25 protein-coding genes are annotated in these 26,947 nt (G+C 69.6%); 10 read left to right on the top strand and 15 right to left on the bottom strand.

Going from position 1 to position 26,947, the window contains the following annotated elements:
- The first annotated feature begins 15 nt into the window (after positions 1-15).
- Positions 16-666 carry an MBL fold metallo-hydrolase gene (locus AC1MFL_RS10835; RefSeq protein ID WP_479809634.1) on the top strand — a complete coding sequence of 217 codons (651 nt, stop codon included), beginning with the start codon at positions 16-18 and terminating at the stop codon, positions 664-666.
- Positions 667-818: 152 nt separating this feature from the next.
- Here the strand turns inward: AC1MFL_RS10835 and AC1MFL_RS10830 are convergent, their stop codons facing one another.
- Together AC1MFL_RS10830 and AC1MFL_RS10825 are read right to left on the bottom strand one after the other, a co-directional pair.
- Positions 819-2,702, bottom strand: coding sequence for a DEAD/DEAH box helicase (locus AC1MFL_RS10830; protein ID WP_479809632.1), 1,884 nt, complete (start codon positions 2,700-2,702; stop codon positions 819-821).
- A gap of 313 nt (positions 2,703-3,015) precedes the next feature.
- A complete protein-coding gene (locus AC1MFL_RS10825; protein ID WP_479809631.1) occupies positions 3,016-3,339 on the bottom strand; it encodes a hypothetical protein in 324 nt (107 codons plus the stop codon).
- A gap of 206 nt (positions 3,340-3,545) precedes the next feature.
- Between AC1MFL_RS10825 and AC1MFL_RS10820 the strand changes: the two genes are divergently transcribed.
- Positions 3,546-4,208, top strand: a complete 663-nt coding sequence (locus tag AC1MFL_RS10820) for a class I SAM-dependent methyltransferase (RefSeq protein ID WP_479809630.1) — start codon at positions 3,546-3,548, stop codon at positions 4,206-4,208.
- 30 nt (positions 4,209-4,238) lie between these two features.
- Here AC1MFL_RS10820 and AC1MFL_RS10815 read toward each other — a convergent pair whose 3' ends face one another.
- From AC1MFL_RS10815 to AC1MFL_RS10785, 7 genes are all read right to left on the bottom strand, one after another.
- Complete coding sequence (locus AC1MFL_RS10815) at positions 4,239-4,481, bottom strand: ferredoxin (protein ID WP_479809628.1); 243 nt, start codon at positions 4,479-4,481, stop codon at positions 4,239-4,241.
- On the bottom strand, positions 4,478-5,731 hold the full coding sequence (locus AC1MFL_RS10810; protein WP_479809626.1) for an NADH-ubiquinone oxidoreductase-F iron-sulfur binding region domain-containing protein: 1,254 nt from the start codon (positions 5,729-5,731) through the stop codon (positions 4,478-4,480). The genes AC1MFL_RS10815 and AC1MFL_RS10810 overlap by 4 nt, the downstream gene beginning before the upstream one ends.
- Complete coding sequence (locus tag AC1MFL_RS10805) at positions 5,728-6,285, bottom strand: ferric reductase-like transmembrane domain-containing protein (RefSeq protein WP_479809624.1); 558 nt, start codon at positions 6,283-6,285, stop codon at positions 5,728-5,730. The genes AC1MFL_RS10810 and AC1MFL_RS10805 overlap by 4 nt, the downstream gene beginning before the upstream one ends.
- A complete protein-coding gene (locus tag AC1MFL_RS10800) occupies positions 6,278-7,234 on the bottom strand; it encodes an FAD:protein FMN transferase (protein WP_479809623.1) in 957 nt (318 codons plus the stop codon). The genes AC1MFL_RS10805 and AC1MFL_RS10800 overlap by 8 nt, the downstream gene beginning before the upstream one ends.
- Position 7,235: 1 nt before the next feature.
- Entirely contained in the window at positions 7,236-7,571 is a 336-nt protein-coding gene (locus AC1MFL_RS10795) for a hypothetical protein (RefSeq protein ID WP_479809622.1), read from the bottom strand.
- A 141-nt stretch (positions 7,572-7,712) separates the two neighbouring features.
- Positions 7,713-8,909 (bottom strand): sensor histidine kinase, encoded by a 1,197-nt coding sequence (locus AC1MFL_RS10790; protein WP_479809620.1) that lies wholly within the window; start codon positions 8,907-8,909, stop codon positions 7,713-7,715.
- A 14-nt stretch (positions 8,910-8,923) separates the two neighbouring features.
- A complete protein-coding gene (locus AC1MFL_RS10785) occupies positions 8,924-9,565 on the bottom strand; it encodes a response regulator transcription factor (protein ID WP_479809618.1) in 642 nt (213 codons plus the stop codon).
- Between the two features lie 552 nt (positions 9,566-10,117).
- Here AC1MFL_RS10785 and AC1MFL_RS10780 point away from each other — a divergent pair.
- Positions 10,118-11,602, top strand: coding sequence for an amino acid permease (locus AC1MFL_RS10780; protein WP_479809617.1), 1,485 nt, complete (start codon positions 10,118-10,120; stop codon positions 11,600-11,602).
- A 126-nt stretch (positions 11,603-11,728) separates the two neighbouring features.
- Here the strand turns inward: AC1MFL_RS10780 and AC1MFL_RS10775 are convergent, their stop codons facing one another.
- Positions 11,729-13,138 carry an MFS transporter gene (locus AC1MFL_RS10775; RefSeq protein WP_479809615.1) on the bottom strand — a complete coding sequence of 470 codons (1,410 nt, stop codon included), beginning with the start codon at positions 13,136-13,138 and terminating at the stop codon, positions 11,729-11,731.
- A 129-nt stretch (positions 13,139-13,267) separates the two neighbouring features.
- Between AC1MFL_RS10775 and lhgO the strand changes: the two genes are divergently transcribed.
- The 3 genes from lhgO (at position 13,268) to AC1MFL_RS10760 (ending at position 17,432) form a co-directional block, all read left to right on the top strand.
- Complete coding sequence (gene lhgO / locus AC1MFL_RS10770; RefSeq protein WP_479809614.1) at positions 13,268-14,473, top strand: L-2-hydroxyglutarate oxidase; 1,206 nt, start codon at positions 13,268-13,270, stop codon at positions 14,471-14,473.
- 313 nt (positions 14,474-14,786) lie between these two features.
- Complete coding sequence (locus AC1MFL_RS10765; protein WP_479809613.1) at positions 14,787-16,001, top strand: hypothetical protein; 1,215 nt, start codon at positions 14,787-14,789, stop codon at positions 15,999-16,001.
- 18 nt (positions 16,002-16,019) lie between these two features.
- Positions 16,020-17,432: a hypothetical protein gene (locus tag AC1MFL_RS10760; RefSeq protein WP_479809612.1), complete on the top strand. Its 1,413-nt coding sequence runs from the start codon at positions 16,020-16,022 to the stop codon at positions 17,430-17,432.
- 68 nt (positions 17,433-17,500) lie between these two features.
- Here AC1MFL_RS10760 and AC1MFL_RS10755 read toward each other — a convergent pair whose 3' ends face one another.
- Positions 17,501-18,808 carry a CynX/NimT family MFS transporter gene (locus tag AC1MFL_RS10755; protein ID WP_479809611.1) on the bottom strand — a complete coding sequence of 436 codons (1,308 nt, stop codon included), beginning with the start codon at positions 18,806-18,808 and terminating at the stop codon, positions 17,501-17,503.
- Between the two features lie 109 nt (positions 18,809-18,917).
- Between AC1MFL_RS10755 and trmB the strand changes: the two genes are divergently transcribed.
- The 3 genes from trmB (at position 18,918) to AC1MFL_RS10740 (ending at position 22,003) form a co-directional block, all read left to right on the top strand.
- The gene (trmB, locus tag AC1MFL_RS10750; RefSeq protein ID WP_479809610.1) at positions 18,918-19,841 is read left to right on the top strand and encodes a tRNA (guanosine(46)-N7)-methyltransferase TrmB; all 924 of its coding nucleotides are present in this window, start codon (positions 18,918-18,920) and stop codon (positions 19,839-19,841) included.
- Between the two features lie 138 nt (positions 19,842-19,979).
- Positions 19,980-20,786 carry a DUF1206 domain-containing protein gene (locus AC1MFL_RS10745; RefSeq protein ID WP_479815426.1) on the top strand — a complete coding sequence of 269 codons (807 nt, stop codon included), beginning with the start codon at positions 19,980-19,982 and terminating at the stop codon, positions 20,784-20,786.
- Positions 20,783-22,003, top strand: coding sequence for an N-acetylglucosamine-6-phosphate deacetylase (locus AC1MFL_RS10740; RefSeq protein WP_479809609.1), 1,221 nt, complete (start codon positions 20,783-20,785; stop codon positions 22,001-22,003). Before AC1MFL_RS10745 ends, AC1MFL_RS10740 begins: the two co-directional genes overlap by 4 nt.
- Position 22,004: 1 nt before the next feature.
- Here the strand turns inward: AC1MFL_RS10740 and AC1MFL_RS10735 are convergent, their stop codons facing one another.
- The 3 genes from AC1MFL_RS10735 to AC1MFL_RS10725 form a co-directional block, all read right to left on the bottom strand.
- On the bottom strand, positions 22,005-23,774 hold the full coding sequence (locus AC1MFL_RS10735) for a hypothetical protein (protein ID WP_479809607.1): 1,770 nt from the start codon (positions 23,772-23,774) through the stop codon (positions 22,005-22,007).
- 127 nt (positions 23,775-23,901) lie between these two features.
- Entirely contained in the window at positions 23,902-24,591 is a 690-nt protein-coding gene (locus AC1MFL_RS10730; RefSeq protein WP_479809605.1) for an anti-sigma factor family protein, read from the bottom strand.
- Between the two features lie 5 nt (positions 24,592-24,596).
- Positions 24,597-25,097 carry a sigma-70 family RNA polymerase sigma factor gene (locus AC1MFL_RS10725; protein WP_479809604.1) on the bottom strand — a complete coding sequence of 167 codons (501 nt, stop codon included), beginning with the start codon at positions 25,095-25,097 and terminating at the stop codon, positions 24,597-24,599.
- 187 nt (positions 25,098-25,284) lie between these two features.
- Between AC1MFL_RS10725 and AC1MFL_RS10720 the strand changes: the two genes are divergently transcribed.
- Positions 25,285-25,851, top strand: coding sequence for a COG4315 family predicted lipoprotein (locus AC1MFL_RS10720; protein WP_479809603.1), 567 nt, complete (start codon positions 25,285-25,287; stop codon positions 25,849-25,851).
- A gap of 44 nt (positions 25,852-25,895) precedes the next feature.
- Here AC1MFL_RS10720 and AC1MFL_RS10715 read toward each other — a convergent pair whose 3' ends face one another.
- Complete coding sequence (locus AC1MFL_RS10715) at positions 25,896-26,780, bottom strand: DMP19 family protein (RefSeq protein ID WP_479809602.1); 885 nt, start codon at positions 26,778-26,780, stop codon at positions 25,896-25,898.
- Positions 26,781-26,947: the final 167 nt, after the last annotated feature.

Here is a 26,947-nt window from a genome sequence, read left to right as displayed (position 1 = left end):
CGTAGACTGAAGCCCATGGACTCGCTCATTCACTCGTTACGTGACATCACCATCCGCCGGATTTCGGTCGGCGAGATGGACAACAATGTGTATCTGCTCACCAGCAAGGCCTCGGGCGCGCAGCTCCTGATCGATGCGGCCGATGATCTGGCCGCCATCCAGGGGCTGCTTGCCGACGCCGCCGCGGATACCTCCGCGACGCCGAAGCTGGCGCTGGTCGCCACCACCCACCAGCACTGGGACCATGTCCGTGCACTGCCGGGCCTGGTGGCCGCTACGGGGGTGAAGACGGCCGCCGGGGCGGATGACGCCCCCGAGCTGCCGGTGCCGGTGGATGTGCTGCTGGACCACGGGGACGTCGGCAACTTCGACGGCTTCAACGTGACAGCAGTGCATCTGCGCGGCCATACCCCGGGTTCGATCGCCCTCGTCTACCAGGACCCGGAGGGCCCGGCGCACATTTTCTCCGGCGACTCGCTGTTTCCCGGCGGCGTAGGCAATACCCAGAAGGATCCGGAGCGGTTCGCCCAGCTGATCAGCGACGTCAGCGAGCGGCTGTTCGACGTGTATCCGGATGACACTGTGGTGCACCCGGGCCACGGGAAACCGACAACCTTGGGCGCGGAACGCCCGCACCTGGCGGAGTGGCGCGCCCGCGGCTGGTAGCTGGCGCTGCGCTTCGTGGTTCGCGCTGCGCTCGGCGGCTGACGCTGCGCTTCGTGGTTGGCGATGCGCGAAATGCCGGTCGCTGCGGAATTCCCGTAGCGTCCGGCATTTCGCGTAGCGCGAGCTACTTTGCGTAGCGGAAAACCGAAACCTTAGCGGCTGCGGCGTTCGTTCGACGCCGGGGCGGACGCGCGGCGGGGGCCGCCGCTGCGTGCCGGACGTCCTTCGCCGGAGCGGCCGTTGCCGCCGCCTGCGTAGGATCCGCCCGAGGTGCCGCCGGTGTTGGAGGACCAAACGGCCGCGTTGGAGCCGGTCTTCGCGCCGGCTGCTGCACGCTGGCCCGTTGCCGGACGTCCGCCGCGCTGCCCGCCGGTTGCGCCGCCCGTGCGGGGTGCGCCGCCCGTGCGGGGTGCGCCGCTGCGGGGAGCCGAAGCGCCCCGGGCGTCGCTGCGCCCTTCTGCGGCGCGGCCGTCGGAACCGCGGCCGGCCGAAGCGCGGCCGCCTGCAGCCGGAACGTCGTTCCGGTGCGTGCCGTACGAGGTGGAGCGGCTGCGGACGCTGCGGCGCTCGGCGCGCTCGGCGTCCTGACGGTCCTCGTTGCGTTCGATGACGCGCTCTGCGGCGTTGCGCGCAGCAGCCTGGCCTTCGTAGGCCACGGCACGGCGCTCGGCACGGGGAAGGTCGGTGCGGGGAGCCTCGGCTCCGACGCGTCCTCGTCCGCCACGGCCGCCCCGGCCACCCGCGGTGGGTGCAGCCTGGGTGGTGCGGCGGGCCCGCTTGCGCTCGGCGTTGGCGCCGGTGGAGCTGCCGCCGCCCTGGTTGGACTTGGCGGCCAGCAGCGCGGCGCGGGTCCGCGGATCGATCTTGTCGGCCATTTCGCCGACCAGTTGTGCGACCAGCGGCGAGTTCGCGGTGACGCGCTCGAAGTTGACGTCGACGCCGGCAGCCTTCATGAGCTTCTTGACGTCGGACTGCTGCTCCGGCAGGGTCAGCGTGACGACGGTGCCGTCGGAGCCGGCGCGGGCGGTACGGCCTGAGCGGTGAAGGTAGGCCTTGTGCTCCGTGGGCGGATCCACATGGATGACAAGCTCGACGTCGTCGACGTGGACACCGCGGGCGGCAACGTCGGTGGCGACCAGGACGCGGACCTCGCCGGAGGAGAACTCGGCCAGGTTGCGGTCACGGGCGTTCTGCGACAGGTTGCCGTGCAGGTCGACGGCCGGGATACCGGCGTCGGTCAGGGTCTTCGCCAGTTTGCGGGCGTGGTGCTTGGTGCGCATGAAGAGCACCCGGCGGCCGGCACCCGAGGCGAGCTCGACGATCAGCTGCTTCTTGACGGTCTGGTCGTTGACGACGAGCACGTGGTGTTCCATGGTGGTCACCGCGGCCTGTGATTCGTCCACTGCATGGGTCAGCGGGTTGGACAGGTAGCGCTGGACGATCTTGTCCACGCCGTTGTCCAGGGTGGCGGAGAAGAGCATGCGCTGGCCCTGGCTGGGGGTCATGTCCATGAGCTTCTTGACCACGGGAAGGAAGCCGAGGTCGGCCATGTGGTCGGCCTCGTCCAGGACGGTGATCTCGACACCTTCGAGGGTCAGGACGCGCTGGCGGATCAGGTCCTCCAGGCGGCCGGGGCAGGCGATGACGATGTCGACGCCGGCGCGCAGCGCCTTTTCCTGGCGGGCCTGGGAGATGCCGCCGTAGATCACGGTGGTGTTCAGGCCCATGGCCTTGGCCATCGGTTCGATGGTCGCGTTGAGCTGGGTGGCCAGTTCGCGGGTCGGGGCGAGGACCAGGCCCATGGGGCGGCCGGGCTTGCGGAAGTGCTTGGCTTCCCGCTCAGCGAGTCGTGCTACAAGCGGGATGGCGAAGGCAATGGTCTTGCCGGAGCCGGTGCGGCCGCGGCCCAGGACGTCGCGTCCTGCCAGGGTGTCCGGCAGGGTCTTGACCTGAATGGGGAACGGTTCAACGATCCCCTGGGCGGTGAGGGTGTCGGCGAGGGCCTTGGGCGTGCCGAGGGCAGCGAAAGTAGTCATATGTTTCAAAGGTCTTTCAGGCGGTATCCATGCGGATATCGGCCCCCGGTGCCGGTTGGCCCAGGGGTTCGCCGAAGAAAAGTCAGGTGATCAACCGGCCAGCTGCTAGTTAAGACGGCGGCCGGGACCAAATAGAACGCGTTCATCGACGCAGGATGTGCCTCTCACATGAAAAAATCCCACTCCCTGCGGGCGGATTCCGGAAGGAATCCAGCAGGGGAACCGGTTGATGAACCGGAACATTAGTGGGCATCACTGCACATCAAGTTCCCTCAGTCTATCATCCGGCAGGGCAAGTGCCGTTTCCTCCCGCTCAGGGCACCAGGCTGGGCGCCTGGAACAGCGGGACGTGCGACGCCGGCACCCTGGCCGGCGGGGCCTCCGCCGCCCGCCGCCCGGGGACCCCGGTGGCGTGCGTGGCTGCCGGGACCGCCACCCGCAGGATTACCAGCGCCTCGGCGTCAATCAGCCTCCGGGTTCCGGTCTTCTCATCCAGGATCCAGAACAGGTCCGTGGCCGCGACCGTCCGGATCACCTCGCCCCGGTGGAAGAGCTTGCCGTTATGCCATGCCTCGATCTGATCCCCCACCGACAGCTCCTCGCACGATTGAATCTGCCGCGTATCTTCTGCAGTCATGGCCTGATCCTTCCCCGGATTCGGATTCACCCCAGCGTCATTTCGGTCGCTGGCTCCAGACTCCATCACTGAGGTTTCGGGAGCGTTTCCGTGCCGTGATCTTCGTGTGTCCAGTTCCGGGCGCAGCCGGTTTACTGGTGTCGCCGGGAGCCTTCCCCTGCCATGATGGGGAACGACCCACGACCCCACGGCCCCAAAGGACAACGATGACGGAGCACGAGCACCGCGAAGACAACAGCAACTCCAGTGCGGCCCAAGTCTGGGACGAGAAGTACCGCAGCCGGGCCAGGATTTGGAGCGGCGAGCCGAATCCGCAGCTGATCGCCGAGGCCGCGCCGCTGCCTCCCGGAACGGCCCTGGACCTGGGCTGCGGCGAGGGTGCCGACGCCATCTGGCTCGCCAGCCGCGGCTGGAAAGTCACCGCGCTCGACGTCTCCGCCGTCGCGCTGGAACGGGCCAAAGCGCACGCGCAGGAGCGCGGGCAGGCCGGGCACATCACGTGGGTGCAGCAGGATCTGGACACCTGGGTTCCCGGGGAGCTCTTCGATCTGGTCACGGCACAGTTTCTGCATTCCACCGTGATGCCCTGGCAGCAGGCCCTGCAGCTGGCTGCCGCCGCGGTGCGGACCGGAGGAGCGCTGCTGATCGTGGGCCACCACCCGGACGGTCTGCCGCCGTGGGGCGAGCACCACGATCACGCGGAGAGGTTCTACACGGCCGAGCAGCTGGCCGCGGAGCTGGGGATCGAGGCGCCCGAGTGGCGGCTCGACGTCGTCGACACCCGGCACCGCAGCGCCACCGGACCCGACGGCGAGGCGGCCGCGCTGACGGATGCGGTGCTGCGCGCCACTCGGCTAGCCGCCCACTAGGCAGGCCGACGCACCGGGCCGGTCCCCGGCCTACGCCCGCCTGCTGGTCCGCTCGCCCACAAGGGACAAGGCCAGCCGGGGGCACAGCCTGACGGCGTCCGTCGCCGCGTCCAGGCTGTCCGCGCCGATGGGCACGTCGGTGCGGTTGCCTGACCGGCTCCGCCGCGACACCGGGTAGCCCCAGTCGTCGCGGGCCAGCAACGCCGGAAGCAGCTCAGTGCACAGCCCTCGGCCGTCACACTTGGTCCAGTCGATGTGCAGTGTGTCGCTCATGACGTACTCCCGTCCTGCCGCGTGCACCAGCCGGTGAGGTGGGCCTTGACGTCGTCGGCGAAGATATCCAGGGCGCTTCGGACCAGTTGGACGGTCCCGTCCGGGTGATGGCAGGCACCGCGGCCGGAGACGAGTTTACTCAGCCGGTCCAGCTCCCCCGGCAGCTGCGGGTTCGGTTCGCCGGAGGCAATCCGGTCAAGCACGCCGGCCATGGCCGGGAGGCCGAACATACACGGTCCGCATTGCTGCGCGGACTCCCCCGCCAAGTAGTTAAGGATCCGCGCTGTGGCCGCCAGGCCGCACTGGTCGGCGGGCAGCGCATGGATTACTCCGGCCCCGGGTCGGACCGCCTGTCCGTCCGGGCCGGAGGGCGAGATCCGGTAGTCCAGCGGCCTGACCCAACGGCCGTGGTATCCGCCGACCAGAACGGCGGAGAGGGAACGGGCCTCAATTCCGGCGTCGTGAAGAATCGTTCCGAGGGCAGCGTTTCCGGGAACTTCCAGCACTTGTGCCGGACCCGGGCCGGAGACCGTCACGAGCCGGGTGCCGGGGTCGGCCGGTGACCCTGTGCTGCGGAACCAGGGGGCACCGTAGCGGGCGATGAGGCCGATGTGGGCAAGCGTCTCGACATTCAGCACCAGCGTGGGGCGGCCTTTGAGTCCGGCTTCGCTCAGGCGGCGCCGCTTGTCCAGTGGAAGTGCCGTGCCGGTGGCGATGGCGTTGACCACGGCACTGGCTTCCCCCGCGATGAACGCCTCCGCCGCCGGCACCAGCCGGATCCGGCTCGCGTCCGGCCGCTCGGCAATGGCAGCTGCCACTCCCGCAAGGCTGTCCGCGGCGGCGTAGAGGTACATCTGCGAGCCCGCGACGGCGCGGCTGGCCGCCAGCAGGCCATCGAGCACGAGGTGCGGGGAGTTAGCCAGCAGCGTCCGGTCCTTGAAGCTGAGCGGTTCGCCCTCTGCGCCATTGGCGATCACCACCGGCCGGGCGGGCAGGATTCCCGCGGAACGGGATTCCGCCGTCGCCGCCATCTTGCGCCAGGACGCGAACGCAGCACCGCCGCGCCCGGTCAGTCCGGAGGCTTCCAGCACCCGGATGAAATCCGGTCCGATGCTGCCGGTATCCAGCGGCCCGAAGGCACTGAGATGGTCCTGCAGTCCGGCGTAGGCCCCGGCGGCGAAGAGCCTGAACGTCCCCGCTGGTGCCTGGAGCCGGCGGAATTCGGCAAGCGAGGTGTCGGGCGGGGTCATGGCAGACCTCCTTGACGGGCTTTGGACGTTTCGAGGAAGGTGGCGGAAAGACGCCAGGCGACGGCGCCGCCGACGGCCGCCACCGACGCTGCGGCCAGGATCAGGAACCATTTGCCGGTCCCGTCGGTGCCGTTGCCGATGGCGTGGACCAGGGCGATGGGCCACATGGCGTAGCTGAGCCAATGGACTGCTTTGAAGGTTCGCTGCCCGATGCGGTGCCGCAGCAGGCCCGTGACGACAATGGCAAGCACGAGGTCCATGGCGACCGTGCCCAGGCCCTGCCAGAACGGCCGGTAGGAACCGAGGAACGGCACGAGGACATCGACCAGGTTCAGCTTGGCGTAGGAATCCAGCAGCAGCGACCCCACATGGAGGCCGAGGAAGACTGAGGCGAGGAGGGCGAAGTTGCGGTGCAGGAGGGTGACGGAGAACCGCGGCAGGACAATGAGCGGCCTGCCGGAGCGGGTCAGGATGCCCAGCAGCACCGTCGCGGTAAACAACGCCAGGGAGATGAAGCCGCTTACCCGCCCGAAAGCCCACATGGCTTCATCCATGGTGGCGCCGCCCCGACGTCGCAGGCTGCTCGCTGGGCCACGCGCCGGTGACGATGGTCCGTCCGTGCTGGTCAACGAAGCGGCCGGCAATGCCCCGGCCCCGGAACCAGTCCACGGCCCGGAAACCCCGGACGACGCCGGCGGTGCTGAAGGCATTGGCCTCCAGGCACGTCGGGGCCGCGACGGTGACGGAGCGCCACACAGTCTCGGCGGGGAGACCGAAGCGCGGGTCAAGGATGTGGTGGATCTGGGCACCCGCGTGCTCCCACCGCCGTTTCTGGGTGCTGGAGGTGGCCATCGCGAACCCGGCGCCGAGGCTCAACTGCTGGGACGGATCGTCCGCAAGGTCCTGGACGAGCACCTGCCAGCAGCCTTCCGGTGCGGGTCCGGCAGAGGCCAGGTCCCCGCCAAGGCTGACCAGCACGCCGCAGCCCAGCTCGGAGTACACCTGAGCGGCGGCCCGGTCCGCGGCAATGGCTTTGGCTGTGGCTCCAAGGTCCAAGCGGGTGCCCGCGGGAACTGTCAGCTTGCGCCCGGAAAGGCTGACGCGGGTCCAGCCGGAGGCCTCGCGGGTCGCGGGGGGAAGCCCGGAGGCGGCACCATCCGCGACGCCGTGGCCGGGAAGGAGCCTGACGCTCACGATGTCCCGGTCATAGCCCAGGGCTTCGAGCTCCCGGCCCAGGGTCGGGTCGACGTCGCCGTCCGTCCAGCGGGCGGCGTCGAGGGCGCCTTCGACGAGCAGAGCCAGCAGCGGGCTGACGCGGGCGCCCGCGGCAAGCTGGGGACCGAGCAGCGCCAGTTCCGAATCGTCCCTGAATCGGCTGCAGGCATCGTCAATGTCGGCAAGGGTCCGCCGGACAATGGCTGCGGCTGCGGCGAGCGCGCCGGCATCGGTGACGGTGACGCCGGCTTCCATGCCCCAGACGGGCCAGGACTCGCTGGCAACCATGTCAGGACCCCGATGATTTGCCGTGGACGGCTCCGCCGCTGCCGGGCTGGACGGGGGTGATGCCGGGGTAGCTCTTGGGCTGGCGGCCGCTGTTGCTTTTCGCGGTGCCGCCCCCGGCGGAAGATGACGATGACCCGCTGGACGACGACCCGTTGGACGATGACCCGCTGGACGACGACCCGGTGGAGCCGGAGGTGGTGGTGGCGGCCGCAGCCTTGGTGGCCGGAGTGGCGGCGTACACGACGGCTGAGGCGATCCCTGCCGTGGCAAGGCAGCCCAGGGCGACGGTGGCGGTGATGCCGGCGGCCAGCCGTTTGCCGTTTCTTCGAGTGTCCATGGCCTGCTCCTAGTGTTCCGCGGTACTGCGCGGTGAGAAACCCGCTATCCCAAATACTCCTCCCGGATTCTTTGAGGTTTCTTAGATGATGCTGTCGCCAGGCTTTGGGTTTCCGGGGCCCGCTGCCGGCCGGCGAAGCGCTCAGTCGAGGGGCAGGGTGACCACAATCGCTGCTCCGCCCTCCGGCGGGTTCGGCTCCACGCTGACGGTTCCATCGTGCAGCGAGACGATCTCGGCCACGAGTGCCAGTCCAAGCCCGTAATGGCGTGGCGTCCCCGCGGGAGTCTCGGGGCGGGCGGAGGCAAACCGTTCAAAGGCGCGGGCTTCGGCCCCGGCGGCGAAGCCGGCTCCGTCGTCGGCGACCCGGAGGACGGCGTCCCTGCCCCGGGTGCTGACCGTGACGTGGACGGTGGTTCTGGCATGGTCCAGCGCATTGGAAATGAGCGCGGTGAAGACCCGGCCCAGTGACACTGCCGACCCGCGGACGACGACGGGCCCGGCGGGAAAATCTGTTTCCAGTCGGAGGGACTGCGACTCCGCCTGCCCTCCGGCCAGGGCGGCGGCGCCGGCCCCGACGGCGGAAAGGTTGACCGGGGTGTAGTCCGCCGCCCCCCGGGGGTCTGCCGCCATCAGCAGGTCATCCAGGATCCCGGTGAGCAGCTTTGAGTCATCGACGATGCCCTGGACGCCCTTCGCGGTCTCCTGGGGGGCCGGAGCCGCGTCGGGACGCAATAGGCGCCGGCGCAGGAGCTGTGCCCTGGTGCTCAGAAGTGTCAGCGGAGTACGCAACTCGTGGCTGGCGTCAGCGATGAACCGGCGCTGGAGTGCCATGCTCTCCACCAGGGGTCGCATGGCTCGCCGGGCCATCCACACGGAAGCGGCCGAAGCGAGAACGGCTGCCGCCGCTCCGGCAATCACCAGTGCGAGGATCAGCCGGTCCGACTCCTCCTGCCTTTCACGCTGGTCGACGGCGGCCTGGACCACCCTGCCGTCGTGGAACGCCGTAAAGACGACATAGCTCCTGCCGGCTATCTGGACTTTCCCGCGCTCGCTCCCCCGCGACTCCGCCACGCGGGCGATGGCAGCGACGTCGGGCAGGCCCGCCGGCATGTTGCGTGAAACGGTCAGCTGGCCGTTGCCGGAGATGGCGACGAAGACGTCCAGCGGGGCGTCCCGGGTCGAGTCGATCTGGGTGGCCCCAATGAGCTTCCGGTTGTCTGCTTCGTCGGCGCCGGCGGCCACCACCGAGTACATGAGTCCACCCATGAGCGCGAGCAGAACCACCATCAGCGCGGCGAACTGGACGGCAAGCCGCGCCACCGCGCCTTTCGAATCCATGCGGGCACGGCGCCTCAACCGAGCTCCCCCAGCCGGTAGCCGACCCCGCGGACAGTCAGCACCGAGGACCGGCCCAGCTTCTTTCGCAGGTAGTGCACGTAGGTGTCCACAACGCCGTCGTCGTCAGCCTCCGGGAACACAGAGTCGATCAGTCCTTGCCGGGTGAAGATCTGGCGGGGGCTGCGGGCCAGCTGGGCCAGCAGCTCACTTTCCCGTTCGGAGAGGACAATGACCGTTCCGTTGCCTGCCGTGACCGTGCGCCCGCCGATGTCCAGCATGCCGCCCGGCACACGGACGGCGCCGGCCAGCGCAGTATGGCGGCGCAGCAGGGACCGCAACCGGGCCAGGAGTTCGTCGACGTCGAAGGGTTTGCCCAGGTAGTCTTCGGCGCCCCGGTCAAGTCCTTCGACCCGGTCCGCCGGGTTGCTCAGCGCGGAAAGTATCAGCGCGGGGGCGGCCACACCGCGGCCCCGAAGCCGCTCGAGGACGTCCAGTCCCTCGATGGCCGGGAGCCCCCGGTCCATCAGCAGCACGTCGAATTCCCGGCTGAGCCCCTCGTGCAGGGCGCGTTGCCCGTCCTGGGCCAGCACCACGGTGTAGCCCTCGCCCTCGAGCAGTTCGGTGAGCATTGCGGCCAGGCTGGAATCGTCTTCCACCAGCAGCACTCTCGGCCCAACCGCCGTCATGCTGTGAAGTACCCAACGCTCATGCTGTGAAGTATAGGTCCGGCGCCTCCGCCGGAGCCGGGCGGAGCGGGGCGGGGCGGGGCGGGAGGATCCGCGGGCGGTCACCCGCCCGGCAGGGTGGCCGGCGGCCTGAGCAAAGTGACGGCAGACACCGGACGACGATTGAGGCGGCGACACTCGACGAGTGTCGAACTGCCCTGCGGGCCGCCCGGCACCCCGCGACCCACCCGAGGCCCGGGCGGGCGGCCGCCGGCGGCGCCGCAGAATCCGGCCCTGACGCCGGGAAACGCTCCTTTTCCGCCGCCGGGGCGGGACCCGGCGGCGGAACGCAGCGCCGCCGGCCGCCAGCAGACAGCCGCGCCCGGGTCACCCCGCACCCCGCGGAAGGGGCGCCATCCTGGCCCTAATCTTGAACAACCGGCCCGAACTGTTATCTCCGTCACACCTGCGACGGATCCGCGCGGCCGCAGCCGCGGCACCACAGCTGAGCCACCTGCCGCTTGGGACAAGGAAAGAAGCCTGATGACTGAACGCACAATTTTGGTGCCCAAGAGCACCGAGTCGGAATCTGCCACGAAGGGCGAGCGCAACGAACCGCATCTCGCCCGCGCCCTGGGCAACCGCCACATCCAGCTGCTTGCCATTGGCGGCGCCATCGGAACCGGCCTGTTCATGGGTTCCGGCAAAACCATTTCCCTGGCCGGCCCGTCCGTCATTTTCGTCTACATGATCATCGGCTCCATGCTGTTCTTCGTCATGCGGGCCATGGGCGAGATCCTCCTCTCCAACCTGAACTACAAGTCCTTCAGCGACTTTGCCGGCGACCTCCTGGGCCCCTGGGCGAGCTTTTTCACCGGCTGGTCCTACTGGTTCTTCTGGGTGGTGACCGGCGTGGCCGACATCGTCGCGATCGCCGGGTACGTGGACAAGCTCGCACCCGGCACGCCGCTGTGGATCCCGGCCCTGATCACCCCGGTGGTGCTGATTCTGCTGAACCTGCCCAGCGTCAAGGCCTTCGGCGAAGCGGAATTCTGGTTCGCCATCATCAAGGTGGTCGCCATCCTCGCCCTCATCATCACCGGCATCGTCATGATCGCCACCCACTTCACCTCCCCTAACGGCGCGGTGGCCAGCCTGTCCAACCTCTGGAACGACGGCGGCATGTTCCCGCACGGCATGTTCGGCTTCGTCCTCGGCTTCCAGATCGCCATCTTCGCTTTCGCCGGCATCGAGCTTGTGGGCACGGCAGCCGCTGAAACGAAGGATCCCGAGAAGAACCTGCCGCGCGCCATCAACTCCATCCCCGTCCGCGTCCTGCTCTTCTACGTTGGCGCCCTGGTGGTCATCATGGCCGTCAACCCCTGGCACAGCATCGACCCGGCCAGCAGCCCGTTCATCGGCATGTTCACGCTCGCCGGGCTGGGCATCGCCGCGGTGGTCATCAACCTGGTGGTGCTGACCTCCGCAGCATCCAGTGCCAACTCCGGCATCTACTCCACCTCGCGCATGGTCTACGGCCTCGCCCAGGACGGCAACGCCCCGCAGGCCTTCGGGAAGCTGAGCCCCCGCAAGGTCCCGCAGAACGCCCTGCTGTTCTCCTGCATCTTCCTGCTGGCCGGGCTGGTCCTGCTCTACTCCGGCGACTCCGTCATCGGCGCCTTCACCATCGTCACGTCGGTGGCCTCCGTGCTGACCATGTTCGTGTGGTCGATGATCCTCATCAGCTACATCGCGTTCCGCCGCCGCCGGCCCGCCCTGCATGCGGCGTCGAAGTTCAAGATGCCGGGTTCAGCCTTCATGCCCTACGTCGTGCTCGCCTTCTTCGGCTTCATGCTGGTGGCACTTGGGCAGGCCGACGACACGCGGCTCGCGCTGCTGGTAACCCCTATCTGGTTCCTGCTCCTCGGCGCGGCCTGGCATTTCAACCGCCAGACGCCGCTGCAGCAGGCCCAGATCGCCGAATGGGAAGCCGTCCGCAACGCCGAGGCAGTCCCGGTAGCGGGCTAGGCAATATCCTTTCTCCCGGTATCCGGGGGCGCACCGGGCCAGCGGGCTCCGGCCGGATCCAACCGGCCGGAGCCCGCTCGTCTTTAATCGCCGTGTCCAGCGGGCCGCGGCCGGAAAAGCGGGGCCTTACCGGCGCACGGCGACCCGTGGGGCGACGGCGACGGCGGCGACGCCGATCAGCGCGGTCAGGGCGAAGACCCCGGCGAAGGACGCCGCCGTCGTCGGGAATGCGGCGAAGATGATGCCCGTGGTGGCGAGGGACAGCGCCCCGCCGAGCGAGTCGGAAATGGACATCGCCGAACTGTTGAAACCCTCGTTTTCCTTGCTCGACAGGGCCAGGGTCATCACGCTCAGCCGCGCGTACATCACCCCCATGCCGCCTCCGGCGAACACCCAGGCGGTGATCACGACGGCGGCCGGCCAGTTGAGGACGGTGGCCGCCAGCACCAGGACGACGGCGCCGAGCACGAGGGCCGCGCCGGTTCGAACCGCGCGGCGGTGATCCAGACGCGACCCGAGCCGGCCCTGGACCGCGGAACCTGCTGCCCAGGCGACGGCGCCGCCGGTCAAGGTCAGGCCGGCGAAGGTGGGCGAGAAGGCGTAGCGCTCCACCAGCAGGTACGGCAGGTAGACCTCGGCGCCGAAGAACGCGCCGGAGGCCAGGCCGCGGGTGAGGATGACGCTGGGGAGTCCCCGGCGGGCGGTCAGGGTGCCCCGCGGCACCAGCGGGCGGACGGCGACGAGGGCCACAGCGACGGCCGCCACCGCCGCGACTCCGCCAGCCACCGGAAGCCGGGCGGAGAGGTTCAGGCCCAGGACGGCGAGCGCCGCGAGACCGGCCCAGGCCAGCCTGCCGGAGGCCGAGGACTTCCGCGGAGCAGGATCGGACATGTCCCCCGCCGCGGCGCCCGCCTGGGTTCCGCCGTCGGGCGTGCCGTGCAGCCCGCGCAGTGCCGGCACAATCATCAGCAGGGCCGGCACCACCAACCCCACCACGCCGAGGAACACCCAGTGCCAGCTAAGCAGCTGAGCCACGAGGCCGGCGGCGAAGGGGCCAACCAGCGAGGGAATCACCCAGGCTGCGGAAAAAGCCGCGAAGATCTTCGGGTGCAGTTCGGGCGGATAGACCCGGGCTATCACCACGTACAGCGCCACCGTCATGGCGCCGCCGCCCAGGCCCTGGACCAGCCGGCCGGCCACCAGGGCAGGCATGGTGGCTGCGGTTCCGGCGATCAGCAGGCCCAGCGCAAACATGGCGACGGACGCGTACAAAGGGCCAACCGGGCCGCGCCGGTCGGACCAGTTGCCCGCGGCCACCATCCCGATGACGCCGGTGGCGAGCGGGCCCGCGAACGCCAGGGCGTAGAGGGCGGCCCCATCCAGCTCACGGCTGACCAGCGGCATGATCGTGGTCACCGCCAATGATTCGAAGGCGGCCAGGAACACGAGGGCACAGGCGCCCAGCGTCACCAGCAGGTAGTTGCGGTGGAAGATGCCGGCTGAGTCCAGCGTCGGAGCGGGGACGGAACGGGGCAAGGCGTGGCCTGATCGGTAGGGGATGTTGGCTCAAGGGGAAGCATGCCACAGCTGGCGGGCGGTACGCACCACCACCCGGGCATCGGCTCTATACTCGCGTGAAGACCGCGGCGACAAGGATGCATTGACGTGAGCGAACGAATCGGAATCATTGGTGGCGGGATCGTGGGCATCGCGCTGGCACGGGCCCTCGTGCAGCGCGGACTCGGTGAGGTCACCGTCTTCGAGAAGGAGCACCGGCTGGCCAGCCACCAGACCGGCCACAACTCCGGCGTCGTGCACGCCGGTCTGTACTACGCCGCAGGATCGTTGAAGGCGCAGTTGTGCGTCGCGGGACGGTCCGCCCTCCGTGACTACTGCCTGCAGAAAAGCCTCCCCTACCGGGAAGTCGGCAAGCTCGTGGTCGCAGTGGACGAGTCCGAGCTGCCCGCCCTGGCCGAAATCGAAAGGCGGTCCAGGGCGAACGGCGTGCCCGGCCTTGCCCGGATCAACGGTGCCGCCGGGCTGCACGAGATCGAACCGCACGTCGCCGGCGTGGCAGCGGTCCACTCGCCGCACACCGCCGTCGTCGACTTCGCGGCGATTACCGAGGCGATGGCCCAGGACTTCCGGGAGGCCGGGGGCAGCATTCTGCTCGGGCAGGAGGTGGTGTCGCTGGCCGTCGAGGGCGCCACCGTCCGGGCCGGCACTCCCGGGTCGGAGCACCTCTTCGACCGGGTGATTGCCTGCGCCGGTTTGCAGTCCGACGTCGTTGCCCGCCTGGTGGGCGCCGACCCCGCACCGAAAATACTCCCCTTCCGCGGCGAATACTGGTCGCTCGAGCCGGAGCGGACCGCCCTGGTGCAGGGGATGATCTACCCGGTGCCTGACCCGCGCTTTCCCTTCCTCGGTGTGCACTTCACCCGCGGCGTGTACGACGACGTGCACGTGGGTCCCAACGCCGTCCCGGCGCTCGCCCGGGAGGGCTACCGGTGGCTCTCGGTCTCGGCGAAGGACACCTGGGATTCGCTGCGGTGGCCCGGGGCGGGTCCGCTGGCGAAAAAGCACTGGCGGATGGGGGTCGATGAGATCAGCGCGTCGCTCATCAAGTCCCTCTACTACCGCAAGGCCCGGCGCTTCATCCCCGAGCTCACCATGTCGGACCTCACGGCGAAGACCGCGGCAGGTGTCCGGGCCCAGGCGTGGGGCCGTGACGGGGCGCTGCTGGACGACTTCGCCGTGGAGCAGGTCGGGCCGGTGACGCTGTTGCGGAATGCCCCGTCGCCGGCCGCCACATCATGCCTGGCCATTGCGGACTACCTTGTCGAGCAGTACCTGCAGGTCCGGCGTTTCTGATCCCTGCCCGGCCGTCCGCAATGTCAGGTCAAAGTGCCCTACTTGGGGTTCCCTACTGAAACGTAGCCTGTGGCCTACAAGCTAAAGGGGGCCTGCGATGTCCGCTCGGGCAGTTGGGACAGCTGGATCTTTCCGGGCGGCGCCGGCGGCGAGGCACAGGCGGCGGCTTGCCTGCGCCGTCGTCGCCCTGTTGGCCCTGGCTGGATGTTCGTCCGGGCCCACAGCGCCGGGCGGCCCGACGACGGCGGGTCAGTCGTCCAGCACCGCCCCGTCGGCGGCCACTCCGGACAAGGTCTACACGGACCAGGAGCTGATGGCGATCATCAATGCCGTCGCCCAGAAACGGCAGGTCCAGGGAGGGGCCATGGACTCCCAGCGCCTGCGCAGCGCGGTGTCGGGCGGCGCCGGACCCGTCACGACTACGGAGACGACGCCAGGCGACTGCGTGGTCCTCGCTCCCCGGAACCCGTTCGCCGTCTGGGCCGACAAGAGCGTGACCATGGCCCAGGGCGGGATCCCCATCGCGGCACAGTCGGGACCGACGACGACCGTCACTCTCACGGTCCGGAGCGCTGAGAAGGACGCGATCTCCCAGGCCGACTTCAACTACACGGACGATTTGGCCGCCCGCTGCGGCCAGTTCGACCTTACGTACACGGAGTCCGGCATGACCTCGACGCACGCCGTCCAGCTCCTCCAGGCACCGCCGACCGGGGAGAAGAGGTTCGCCTGGATGCAGAACACCAAGCCCCACCAGCCCCAGGACTTCGGCTCGGTCGGGCTCCAGGTGCTGGCAGGTACGTTATCCGTCAGCCTGACTCTTTCCGTCGCCGAGCTGAACTCCGAGCCAGACGCCCGCCCGGCCCTCGATTCCATGGCCGGGCTGGCCCAGGAGCTCATCGACCAGGCTGCGCAGCACCCTCCGTCAGTGGCGCCGGCTCCGCCGAACCCGCGCACCCCTGATGATGTCGCGGCCCTGCTCAGGGGCGTCACCGGACCAAACGGCAACACGCTGGACAGGCCGAGCGCCGCCGTCGTTGGCGCGGAGCGGCCCGGCGTGAATCCCGGCACTCCGTCGCCGGGAACCCAGGCTCCGTGCACCTACAGCGACCCATCAGTCCTGCCCGGCTCGGTGGTCGGGCAGGGGACGATCCAGGGTTCCAACAAGATGGACTTCATCGATCTCATGGTGGCCAGCATGCCGACGACGGCGGCCCAGCCGTACCTGTTCGACACCGTTGCCGCCACTCTTCGGGACTGCGCCACGATCCAGGAGGGCATGGGCGGCAGCACACGCCAGTGGTCGGACCTCCAGCACCTGAGCGTGGGCCTCGCCGCGGACTCCAGCTACGCCGTCGCCTACCAACTCCCCGACGGGACCGGCGAGCGGCACGTCATGGTCGGGGCCCGGAAGGGAACGTTGACCGTGCAGGCCAGCGTTATCAAGTACTCGGACGCCGAGGTGCAGTCCGGCGCCGACGGGCTCGCGGCCGTGATCAGCCAGGTCTTCGCCAGGGCCGGTCTGTAGATGCGGCGCCGCCATTGGATGGCCGGCGCAGCGGTGGCCATCATGACCCTCGCCGGCTGCTCCTCGGCACCCTGGGGCACACCGACGTCGTCCGCGCCCGGCAGCACTTCCCCCCCGAGCGCATCCCCCGCCGCCGCGGTGCCGGGCGAGGTCTATACGGACCAGGAGCTTGTCGATCTGGCGACGGCTGTTGTGCGCACACGGAACCTTCAAGGGCTCGTGATTGACACACGGACGCTCCGTGACATGGCCAGGAACTTCCAGGGGCCGAGCAGCACCAGCACCACGACGCCGGACCACTGCTCCGCCTTCCGCCTGTTCGAGGAGATGGAGACCACGGGGCGGGGCACCGACCTGGGCGTGAACTTCGCGGAGGGACGCCTGCCCCTCGCCGGGCAACCGTCGCAGGCGACGACCATCGTTTTCGTGATCAGGAGCGCCCCGCCCGAAAAGCTTGCCGCCGCGGACTTCAACAACACGGATGCCCTGACCGCAGAGTGTGCCCACTTCGAGCGGAGCTACACCACTTCCATGCCCGACGCCGGAGCGGCGCCGCCGCCGACGACCTATGAGGCCAACCTCGTGCCGGCTCCGCCCGTGGGACAGCAGGCGTACGCGACCACGCAGAAAGCAAAAGGTCTGGGCCCCATGGACATGGGGACCGCCGGTCTGCAGGTGCTGGCGGGCACGGTGTCCATCGACATGGCACTGACGGTCTGGCCGATGACTGCAGAAACGACTGCCCGGGCGGTGGACTCCATGGCAGGCTTCGCCCGGGACCTCATCGACGAGGCGGTAAAGAACCCGCCCAGCGCCCCGCAGCCGAATCCGGCCGGCGCGCACAGCCCCGAGGAGCTGACCCAACTGCTCCAGGCAGTGACGGGAGGGGCGGGCACGGAGCTGTACGTTACCCCGACCGATGCCCGGGTGATCCCGGGAACCCCAGGGGTCACGCCACTCCCCTCGCAGGCCGGCTGCGCCTACGACGACGCCGCCTACTACGGAACCCTGGCCGGCCAAGCGACCATGGCCCAGGGCATCGCCTCCACCGCCGACAAGGTGGTCTCGCTCGAGGTGACCATCATCAGCATGGGCACCTCAGTCGCGCAGCCGTACCCCTTCGACATCCGGACGTTGGCGATCAAGGACTGCCCGTCCATCCAGGCGAACGTCCTGGGCCAGGGCCAGCCTTACTGGTCACCGGTTGAGCCCCTGAACGTGCAGCTCGACGCCGATTCCCGCCATGCCTTCAGGTACCAGAACTCGGATGGATCCGGCCGTTCCTATGTCCGCCTCGGCGCCAGGCGGGGAACACTCTCGGTGGAGGTCGGCACGATGAACTTCCGGCCGCTCGCAGAGGGCGATGTCCCGGCCGCAGTCGATTCGGCCACCACCGCTATCCGGCAGGTTTTCGCGAAAGCCGGCCTGTAGCGGGCCGCTTCCGGCAAGAGCCCGGTTCCGCCGGTTCCGCCGGCGCCGGCCGCCGGCCGCCAGCCGACTTAGTCGCCGATGAAGCGGTTCCGGCCGGCACGGTAGCCGAACACCGCGGCCAGCGATCCGACGGCAAGGAAGAGCACACCCGCTGCCGCGAAGGACCCCGTGGACTGGTGCAGCTGGCCGACCATCAGGGTGCCGGCGGAGCCCACCCCGTAGCCCACACCCTGCATCATCCCGGACAGGTGCGCGGCGGTGTGGCCGTCCCGGGTGCGGACCATGATCATGGTCAGCGCGACGGCCGTCAGGCTGCCCTGGCCCAGGCCCAGCAGCCCGGTCCACAGCCAGATCAGCGGCAGCGGGCCAAAGATGCTCAGCGCGAAGCCGCCACCGGTCATCAGCGCCACCACGGTGTTGATCGTGCGCTGGTCCCGGAACCCGGTGGCAAGGGCCGGGGCGAACAAGGACCCCAGCATCTGCAACACGATCGAGACGGAGACGATCACGCCGGCGGTGCCGCCGTCCACCCCGCGTTCGCGCAGGATCGGGGCCAGCCAGGCGAAAACGCTGAAGGACATCATGGCCTGCAGCACCATGAAAATGGTCACCTGCCAGGCGACCCCCGAGCGCCACACATTCACGCCGCCGCGCGACGTCTGGTGCCGGCCGTGGTGCTGCCTGACGGCCAGCGGCAGGAACAGCAGGAGAACGACGCCGGCGGGCAGCGCCCAGAACCGCAGCGCCGCGGTCCAGTCCCCGGTCGCGCTGAAAACCGGGTAGGTGAATCCGGCGCCCAGGGCCGCGGAAGCGCAGATCGCCGTGGTGTACAGGCCGCCCATCAGGCCGAGCCGGTGCGGGAAGTCACGCTTCACCAGGCCGGGCAGCAGCACATTGCAGAGCGAGATCGCGGCACCGCAGGCCGCCGTTCCCGCCAGCAGGGCCGGGAGGTGACCGGCGCCCCCGGCCTCCAGGGGCCGCAGCAGCAGCCCGGCGGTGAGCACCGCCATGGCACCCAGCAGCACGCGCTCGGCACCGAAGCGGCGGGCCAGGACGGGAGCGAGCGGCGCGAAGACCCCAAGCAGCGTCACCGGCACTGTCGTGAGGACGAGGACGGCCCAGCCCGGCAGCCCGGCGTCGGCCGCTAACTCGGGAAGAACAGCGGAGAAACTGGAAAATACAGTGCGGAGATTCAGCCCGATCAGGACCAGGCACACCCCCAGGTAGACCAGGCCGCGGCGGCTGCCGACGCGGGTGGGCTCCGCCGCGGGTACGTCGTCGATCTCGGCGTCGACCAGCAGGCCAGGGCGTTCGTCAACCCTGATGCCGCTAAGGGTGGGGTCCGGGGAGCTTTTCGGTACAGTCACGGACCCCATTCTGGCAGGATCTTCGCCGCGTGCCGTGCCACCGGCGTCACGCTCGGGCGGCCCTGCCCGCCAAACCTGCCGAGCCGGCGCACGCCGGGACTCCACTATTCTGGAAGGGATGAGTGAATCCCCAGAATCCCCCGAATCACCGCAGGCACCGCGCCCGGTGACCCCCGGCACCCAGGCCTCCTTCGGCACCTACGGCGGCCGTCCGGTCAGTTTTGTCCGCCGCGGCACCCGCCTGCAGGGCCGCCGGCAGACCGCCTGGGAAGAACATTCCGACCGGTGGGCCGTCGATGTCCCCCGCCACATCGCCAACACCTCCGTGCACCCGGACTACGTCTTCGACGCCGAAGCCGAATTCGGCCGGAAGGCCCCGCTGGTCGTGGAGATCGGCTCGGGGCTCGGCGACGCCGTGTGCCACGCCGCCGAGGAGAACCCGGACAAGGACTTCCTGGCCGTTGAGGTCTATACCCCGGGGCTGGCCAACACCCTGATCAAGATCAACAGCCGCGGGCTCGCCAACGTCCGCGTCGTGGAGGCGAATGCCCCCGAGGTGCTCGCCACCATGCTGCCGGCCGGATCCGTGACGGAACTCTGGGTCTTCTTCCCCGACCCGTGGCATAAGTCCCGGCACCACAAGCGCCGCCTCATCCAGCCGGCCTTCGCCGAGCTTGCCGCACGGGCCCTCAAACCCGGCGGCATCTGGCGGATCGCCACGGACTGGTCCAACTATGCCGTGCACGTGCGGGAGGTCCTGGCCGGCTCCCCCGACTTCGAGAACCTGCACGACGGGGAACGCAGCGGCGCGGAGAGCCCCCTCACGCAGGTCTGGGAATCCGGCGTCGAGTCCCTCGTCGGCGGAGCCCCCGTGAAGGAGGGGCGCGCACCGGTGAGCACCGAACACACCGGCCCCAACGAAGGCACCGATGAGACCGGCGGCTGGGCGCCGCGGTTCGACGGGCGGATCCTGACAAGTTTCGAAAACAAGGCGCACGACGCCGGCCGGCTCATCTTCGACCTCAGCTACCGCCGCCGCTAGGCCAGCCACCCGGCGGCGCTGTTGCCGGCGCGCTCCGCGTGGCACGATTACCGAAGAGGCAGAAAAGGCATAAACCGGGCGGAGCAGTAGTCCGGCGGAGCCACCGAGTCAGTTGAAGGACCGATCATCAAAAGAGAACTGAAGGACGCCGCGGACGCGGCCGAGGAAATCACCAACTCCCGGTGGCTCGAACCGGTGGCCCGGGCCGGGTTTGCCGTCAGCGGCGTCCTGCATTTCCTGATCGGAGTGGTCGCGATCCGGCTTGCCATGGGCGGCCAGGGCGAGGCTGACGTCAGCGGGGCCGTCGGGCAACTCGCCGGACAGCCGGCCGGGCCGTTACTGCTGTGGAGCTGCTTCGCCGCGTGCGTGGCCCTGGCCGTGTGGCAGGCAAGTGACGCCATCTTCGATTTTGAGCATCTGCCGGTGAAGAAAAAGGCCGCAAAGAAGGCCAAAGCCGCGCTCCAGGCCGTGGTCTACGCCGGGCTCGCCGTGACCCTGGCCTCCTTCGCAATCGGCGCGGGCAAAGACCACAGCAGCTCCACCAGCGACTTCACGGCGTCTGTGATGAAGGCCCCTGGCGGCTATCTGCTCCTGCTCGCCGTCGGCGCGGCGGTGGCGGTCGCCGGGATTGTCTACGCCATCCGCGGTTTCCGGCAGTCCTTTACCAAATACCTCCGCCTGCCCGCCGCGGAGAGGGCACGGATGGCCGTGATCGTCCTCGGCGTCGTGGGCTACGCCGCCAAGGGCGTTGCGCTGCTGCTGGTGGGGCTGCTGGTCATCATCGCCACCATCAAGGTGCACCCGGAGGAGTCCACCGGGCTCGACGGCGGCCTGAAGGCTCTCCGCGACCAGCCGTTCGGCGTGTACATGCTGGCCGCCGTCGGCATTGGCCTCATCTGTTACGGCGTCTTCATGATGGTGCGGGCCAAACTCGCCAAGATGTGAGGCCCACCGCCTATGTCCTGGCCGGGACACTGATCTCGGACGGAGCCGCTGCCGCTGATTCCGTGGTGGCGGTGACTGACGGACGGATTGCCTATGCCGGGCCCCGGGCCGGCTTCGACGCTGCGGGCTTCCGCGGCGCCCGGGAACTGGAGCTTCCGCCGGGCAGTTCGATCCTCCCCGGATTAGTTGACCTCCACTGCCACGGCGCCGCAGGCGGCGGCTTCCCCACCGCCGGCACCCCGGCCTGCCGCGCCGCCGTCGGATTCCTGCACCGCAGTGGAACGACGACGCTGCTGGCCAGCCTCGTGACTGCCCCTGCCGAGGAGCTCGTCCGGGGAATCGGCGCGCTGAGGCCGCTCGCGGAGGAGGGCCTCATCGCGGGCATCCACTCCGAAGGGCCGTTCCTCGCCCGGGCCCGCTGCGGGGCGCAGAACCCGGAGTGGCTCCGGAACCCCGACCCGGCGCTGCTGGGCCGGATGCTGGACGCCGCCGGCGGCACCCTCAAGACCATGACGTATGCCCCCGAACTGCCCGGAGCCGGCGGGCTGGTCCGCCTGTTCACCGGACACGGGGTGACGCCCTCGGTAGGGCACACCGAGGCCGACGCCGGCACCACCGCTGACTCCCTGGCCAGCGCGGCCGAGTCCCTGAGGTCCCGTGCGGCAGCCGGGACGCGCCGCCGGCCGACGGTGACGCATCTGTTCAACGGGATGCCGCCGCTCCAGCAACGGAACCCCGGTCCGGTGGCGGCGTGCCTGCGTCTGGCGGCCGAAGGCACCGTTGCCGTGGAACTCATCGGCGACGGTGTCCATCTGGACCCCGAGACGGTCCGGATGGTGTTCGGGCTGGTCGGCGCCGACAACATCGCCCTGGTCACCGATTCGATGGCGGCCACCGGCCTGCCCGACGGCGATTACGAGCTGGGTCCCTCCGCCGTGGTGGTCCGCGGAGGCGTGGCGGCGCTGAAGAGCAACGGCGCCCTCGCCGGCGGCACGGCCACGCTGCTTGAGGTGGTCCGCCGGACCATCGGGGCCGGGGTGGCCCCCGCAGACGCCGTGAAGGCGGCCACCCTAGTTCCGGCCAGAATCCTCGGCCTTGAGGCCGAGATCGGGAGCCTGCTGCCGGGGATGCGCGCCGACGTCGTGGCAGTGGGCCCTGACTTCGGGCTGGTGGCGGTCCTGCGCGCCGGTAATCTACTGGGCCGCCCCGCGCCCTGAGTCAGGGCTTGAAGTCGTCGTGGACCACGATGCGCGAGAGCTCAATCGTTCCATCCGGCAGCCGCCAGAAGTGCAGCCGCCGGGCCGACGCCACGTTCTGCTCGATCGCCGCGCGGAAGCATTTTGCACCGTCCGCGCGCACCAGCTGGGCGGTGTCTGCGCCCGGGTTCGCCCGCAGCGCATGGACGTCACGCGCCGCGTTCCGCTCCGCCGCCCCGGTCAGGACCTCCACCGTGGCCTTCAGCGCCTTCGCCACCACTCCCGGCTCGGTGAAGCCGTAAAGGGATGCCGCAAACTCCGGCCCGGCCTGCCACTCCGAGGGCAGCACCTGCCGCGCCTTGTCGAACGCCGGGACGTTTTTGGCCCATGCGAGGTACACATCGTGCCGCAGGCGTTCTCCGGCAGTCGCGAACAGCCCGTCCGAACCGGCGGCCGCTGCGCGCTTGAGCGCGGGCTGCGTCCGGCGTTTGTACGCCCGGAGCTCGAGGAGTTCTTCCCGCCCGCGGGCGAGCCGGGCCTCCGCGTCCTCGAGCGCCGCCTGGGCCCCCTCTGCGATCTGTTGCTCCGCCTCCAGTTCCAGCCTGAGGGCATCCTGCTCCTGCTGGAGGCTGACGAATCCGGCGCCGGCGTGGCTGGCAGCGGCGACAAGTTCCTGAAGGGCGGCGACCTTCCTTCGTTCGGCTTCCAGCTGGAGCTGGGTGGTCATCAGGGCAACCGACGGTTTTGGGGCCGGCCCCGCCGCTGCGGGACCTTCCTGCCCGGCGTCCCCGGTCCGCGCCCCGGGGACACCGTCCGCTTCAGCAGGGAACGTCCGTCCCGAGGTGGGCTGCTCGGTGAGGTGCCTTCCGGACCGCAGCCAGGGGGTGCCGCCCGTCAGGAGCGCGGGCGCCGCCACGACCCCGGCGCCGTCGTCGACGTCGAGCAAGGACAACGCCACGGCCCCGTGCTCCCGCAGGAACCGGGCCACCACCACTTCGCCTTCCGTCACCAGGCTGTTCACGGTGTCGAGGGGGTCGGCGGAGACCCGGGCCTGTCCCACAGTCCAGCTGGAGCCCGGGTAGAGAGTGAGCCTGGCACTCCGGGGGCTGACCTGCTCGGCCAAGGCGAGGACGAGGTCCCCGGACCGGTAAAGCTCCGCGAGCCGGGGTACGGTCTTCAGGGCGTTGATGTCGAGCGTCCGGTCCTCATCGTTCAGGTCGCCTTCCACGCACTGGCCAAGGTCCAGCATCCAGTCGAGGCGAACCGGCGGGACCACGTGCTCGCGCTGGATGGTGCAGCAGCTGCCGTCGCCCAGCTCGATGATCGCCCGGGACCCCGCGCCGGCGAAGGCCCTGACGGTGCCCCGGACACGCCGGGGCAGGGCGCGGACTGCCGTGGCCTTCGGCGGGACCACGGTGATCAGGCCCAGGACGTCCTCAATGATGTCCTCGGCCGCGCGGACAGCGGACTGGTGGTCGCGCGCCATCCGGAGCGGGCTGCGGTGCACGTCCTTCATCCAGCGGAGATCCTCCGAGTAGACTCGCGCCGCATTTCCGAACACGTGCGCCCCGTACGGCAGGCTGTCGCCGAAGGCATAACTCTCCGCGCCGTTTTCAAGCCAGTAGACTTCGGCCAGGTCTCCCACCTCCCGGGCGATATGCTCCACGTCGATCCGGTTGTCCTGCTGCTCCGGATGCCAGGAGATCACCGCTGCCGGCCGTGTCCGTCCGGCCGCCGACAGGCGCAGGGCCAGCTCTTTCCCGGAGGTGACAACCACAAAAGCCTGGTCCATAACGAATCCCCAATCGCCGGTGCGGACGGGCGTGCCGCAGGTGGTGGGGAAGCCGTCGGATCCCCCACCATGAGTAGAGCAGGGGGGTCCGACATTCTTTGGCGGCGGCGAAGGGGCCGGCCCTAACCTATCCCCGGGGCACGGCGATGACGGCCATGGTCTGTTGCTGCCCTTTCCGCATTTCGACGCTGGAAATGTTGGTGAGCTGCAGCGGTGTGGCTCCGGTGATCCTGACGCTGCCGCTGGGCGTGGCCGTCCAGGAGCAGGCGCGGTCCTCGCCGCCGTTGGTGTCCTTCACCCACAGGGAAAGGGTGCCGTCCACCGGCAGGCTCCGGCCGTCGACGGCGAGCTCGGTTCCCCAGGCCTTCTTGACCAGGCCTACCGTGATCTGCAGCCCGTCGCTGGCCCGGATGGAATAGCTGGCGTCCGGTTTGGGCGCCGGGTTGACCAGCGGTGCGGCCAGGATTCCGAGCGCGAGGCATGCCGCGGCCGCCGCGGCCAGCGCCGCACTCCAGCGCAGCCGTGCTTTCCGGCGCCGCGCGGACACCTCGTCGAGCATCCGCCGCGTCACCCCCGCCGGCACTCCGGCCGGCTCGGGAACCGGCGGCGCCGGGTCCCGCACGGCGGCGGTGGCGGCGGCGCCGAGGGCGACGGCGTCGGGCACCGGGAGCGCGTCCAGCAGCGCCGGAAGGCTGGCCAGTTCGTCCAGCTCCTGCCGGCACGGGGCACAGCCGGCCAGATGCTGCTCAAAGGCCGTGGCCTCAACAGGTTCCAGCCCGCCCAGCAGGTAGGCGCCCAGCAGCTGGTGCAATTCCATGGCGCTCACCGTTCCACCCCCATCTCGTCCAGGATCGTCCGGAGGGCCCGCACGGCATAGAACGCCCGGGACTTGACGGTTCCACTCGGGATATTCAAACTGGCCGCTGCCTCCTGGACGGTGAAGCGGCGGTAATGGAGCGCCACGAGAACTTCCCGGTGCTCCGCGCTGAGCCGCAGCAGCGCTTCTTCCATCAGCACCCGGTTGAGGAGTTCATCGACGCGTTCCTCGCCGTCGGCCGGGTCGGCCAGGTCGCGGTCCGTCGTCTCGCGGGGCCGCCGCTGGGCCTTGCGGTAGTTGTCGATCAGGATGTTGCGGGCCGTTCTGAACAGATAGCTGCGCAGGCTTCCGGTGATGTGGGGGGCCTGCTGCCAGACCCGCAGCACGGTCTCCTGCACCACGTCATCCGCCAGCTGCGGATCGTGGGAGGCGCTGAGGACGAAGCGCCTGAGGGCCGCCCCGTGGTCGCGGTAAATGGCCGCCACGACGTCTTCGTCCAGCGACATGACCGTCCTCCCTGTCTCGCGGGTTTCAGCGCTTCTGCCTCTATGACGTGCGGACCGCCGGAAGGGTTCACACGCCCGGGTTCCGGGGCGCCGCCCGCGGCCTGCTGTGAACCATTCTTCCCTCAATGGCGTCGTAACGGGTAGCGCCGGCCTGGCCAGTTGGCCGGTTCGAGTCAAGGAGCAGCAGATGAAGAAGCACCTCAGCATTGGCTTGTCCGCTTTCGCCCTCGCCGCACTACTCTCCGGCTGTGCCGGCACCAGCGGGACCGGCACCTCGACGACGTCGGCAGCCGCCACGACGCCGCCCGGCAGCGCCGCGGCGGGTTCGGCTCCGGCGTCGGCACCGGCAGCGGCGGGCTCCGCTCCGGCGTCGACCCCGGCAGCGGCCGCCACGGACCTCAAGGTCGCCGATTCCAGCGCCGGCCGGATCGTCGTCGACGGCAAGGGGATGAGCGTCTACGTCTACGCGAAGGACGTCAAGGACTCCGGGAGGAGCGCCTGCACCGGCGGCTGCCTCCAGTCCTGGCCTCCGGTCCTCGCCGCCGCTGACACCCCCACGGCCGACGGCGTCACCGGCACCGTGGGCACGATTGCCACCCCGGACGGCAAGAAGCAGCTGACCGTCAACGGGATGCCTGTGTACTACTACGCCAAGGACATGGCTGCCGGGGACATTCTGGGCCAGGGCGTCGGCGGCGTCTGGCACTTGGTCGCCCCGTCCGGTGAAATGATCAGCGCGGCGGCGGGGTACTAGCAGCCGGCCGCCGCGGCCGGGAACGGGCGCGGCGGCCAACAGGTTCAGTCGCCTTCAACCTCGAACTCGACGGCGGCCAGGATCTCCTTCGTGTCCGGGTGGATCATGACCGCCTCGCGTTCATCATCCAGCATCAGGAATTCGCCCTGGTCCGTGGTGAAATGCCACGCCAGGGTGGTCTGTCCGTCGTGGTCATAGTTGGGGTCACCCATGGTGATCTTCCGGAGCGTGTGGCCGGCCACGTCGCAGAGCTCGCGGATGATTACCTCGAATTCCGGGGTGTCCAGCAGTTCATCCTCGGCGGCCTCGGCCTGGCGTTCCGCCAGGTTCGGGACCCGGGAGACGCGCTCGGCGATGTGGCGGTCGAGTTCCTCCTCGTCCAGGACGAGGAGGTCAGCCTGGCCCCGGAGCCAGGCGGCGTTGAGCGCGACGAGGTTCTCGGTCTCCAGCAGGGTTTCGAACTCGCCGTCGAGCTCTTCCACGACCCGGACCGCGTCCGGGACGCCGCCGTCTGTGCCGTCTTCGAGACCGTCTTCCAGGCCGGTGTCGCCGTCAAGATACGCGTCCGCTTCCTCCTCGGAGAGGGCGTCGAAGGCAGCCACAGTGCGGTTGAAGAGGTCCAGGTGGGCGGCGGCCCCCATCCCCTCCAGCCCTGCCCGGATGTACGCGTCGATGTCCTCGCGGTCCGGGGCGGTGAACACGTACTGGGCGAACCCGCCGCCCAGCGACTGCGTCAGATAGAAGTCAACGTAGTAGCTGCGCAGCGCGTTCGGCGCAATCTCCCCGATGTCGAGCAGCTCCGCGTACATGGCGTTGACCACGTCCACGTTCGCGTCAACGACGTCGGCGTCGCTGCCGTTAATGCGCTCCCGTGGCAGGACCGCCGCGTAACCGGTGGCGGGAAGGGCGGTGGAAAGGCCGTTGCTCATGGAAAATCCTCACTGCTGAAGGCTGGTGTCGCTCCGGACCCTTTTCACGGTACGCGGCACCGCCGCAGCGGCGGTTGAGCCTGAGCTGAACGTCCGGCGAAGTTTGGGTGTCCCGGGCCGGCACGCCCCCTGGGCGCGGTTGACCGATGGGCAGGTTATCCACATGG

The organism is Arthrobacter sp. BG3, assembly GCF_056680185.1.
This window is presented reverse-complemented; position numbering and strand designations above follow the sequence as displayed.

Excerpts from the sequence above, each read along its gene's own strand:
- AC1MFL_RS10835 (WP_479809634.1), top strand. The coding sequence starts at position 16 with ATGGACTCGCTCATTCACTCGTTACGTGACATCACCATCCGCCGGATT.
- AC1MFL_RS10830 (WP_479809632.1), bottom strand. The coding sequence starts at position 2,702 with ATGACTACTTTCGCTGCCCTCGGCACGCCCAAGGCCCTCGCCGACACC.
- AC1MFL_RS10825 (WP_479809631.1), bottom strand. The coding sequence starts at position 3,339 with ATGACTGCAGAAGATACGCGGCAGATTCAATCGTGCGAGGAGCTGTCG.
- AC1MFL_RS10820 (WP_479809630.1), top strand. The coding sequence starts at position 3,546 with ATGACGGAGCACGAGCACCGCGAAGACAACAGCAACTCCAGTGCGGCC.
- AC1MFL_RS10815 (WP_479809628.1), bottom strand. The coding sequence starts at position 4,481 with ATGAGCGACACACTGCACATCGACTGGACCAAGTGTGACGGCCGAGGG.
- AC1MFL_RS10810 (WP_479809626.1), bottom strand. The coding sequence starts at position 5,731 with ATGACCCCGCCCGACACCTCGCTTGCCGAATTCCGCCGGCTCCAGGCA.
- AC1MFL_RS10805 (WP_479809624.1), bottom strand. The coding sequence starts at position 6,285 with ATGGATGAAGCCATGTGGGCTTTCGGGCGGGTAAGCGGCTTCATCTCC.
- AC1MFL_RS10800 (WP_479809623.1), bottom strand. The coding sequence starts at position 7,234 with ATGGTTGCCAGCGAGTCCTGGCCCGTCTGGGGCATGGAAGCCGGCGTC.
- AC1MFL_RS10795 (WP_479809622.1), bottom strand. The coding sequence starts at position 7,571 with ATGGACACTCGAAGAAACGGCAAACGGCTGGCCGCCGGCATCACCGCC.
- AC1MFL_RS10790 (WP_479809620.1), bottom strand. The coding sequence starts at position 8,909 with ATGGATTCGAAAGGCGCGGTGGCGCGGCTTGCCGTCCAGTTCGCCGCG.
- AC1MFL_RS10780 (WP_479809617.1), top strand. The coding sequence starts at position 10,118 with ATGACTGAACGCACAATTTTGGTGCCCAAGAGCACCGAGTCGGAATCT.
- AC1MFL_RS10765 (WP_479809613.1), top strand. The coding sequence starts at position 14,787 with ATGGCGATCATCAATGCCGTCGCCCAGAAACGGCAGGTCCAGGGAGGG.
- AC1MFL_RS10760 (WP_479809612.1), top strand. The coding sequence starts at position 16,020 with ATGGCCGGCGCAGCGGTGGCCATCATGACCCTCGCCGGCTGCTCCTCG.
- AC1MFL_RS10755 (WP_479809611.1), bottom strand. The coding sequence starts at position 18,808 with ATGGGGTCCGTGACTGTACCGAAAAGCTCCCCGGACCCCACCCTTAGC.
- trmB (WP_479809610.1), top strand. The coding sequence starts at position 18,918 with ATGAGTGAATCCCCAGAATCCCCCGAATCACCGCAGGCACCGCGCCCG.
- AC1MFL_RS10735 (WP_479809607.1), bottom strand. The coding sequence starts at position 23,774 with ATGGACCAGGCTTTTGTGGTTGTCACCTCCGGGAAAGAGCTGGCCCTG.
- AC1MFL_RS10730 (WP_479809605.1), bottom strand. The coding sequence starts at position 24,591 with ATGGAATTGCACCAGCTGCTGGGCGCCTACCTGCTGGGCGGGCTGGAA.
- AC1MFL_RS10725 (WP_479809604.1), bottom strand. The coding sequence starts at position 25,097 with ATGTCGCTGGACGAAGACGTCGTGGCGGCCATTTACCGCGACCACGGG.
- AC1MFL_RS10720 (WP_479809603.1), top strand. The coding sequence starts at position 25,285 with ATGAAGAAGCACCTCAGCATTGGCTTGTCCGCTTTCGCCCTCGCCGCA.
- AC1MFL_RS10715 (WP_479809602.1), bottom strand. The coding sequence starts at position 26,780 with ATGAGCAACGGCCTTTCCACCGCCCTTCCCGCCACCGGTTACGCGGCG.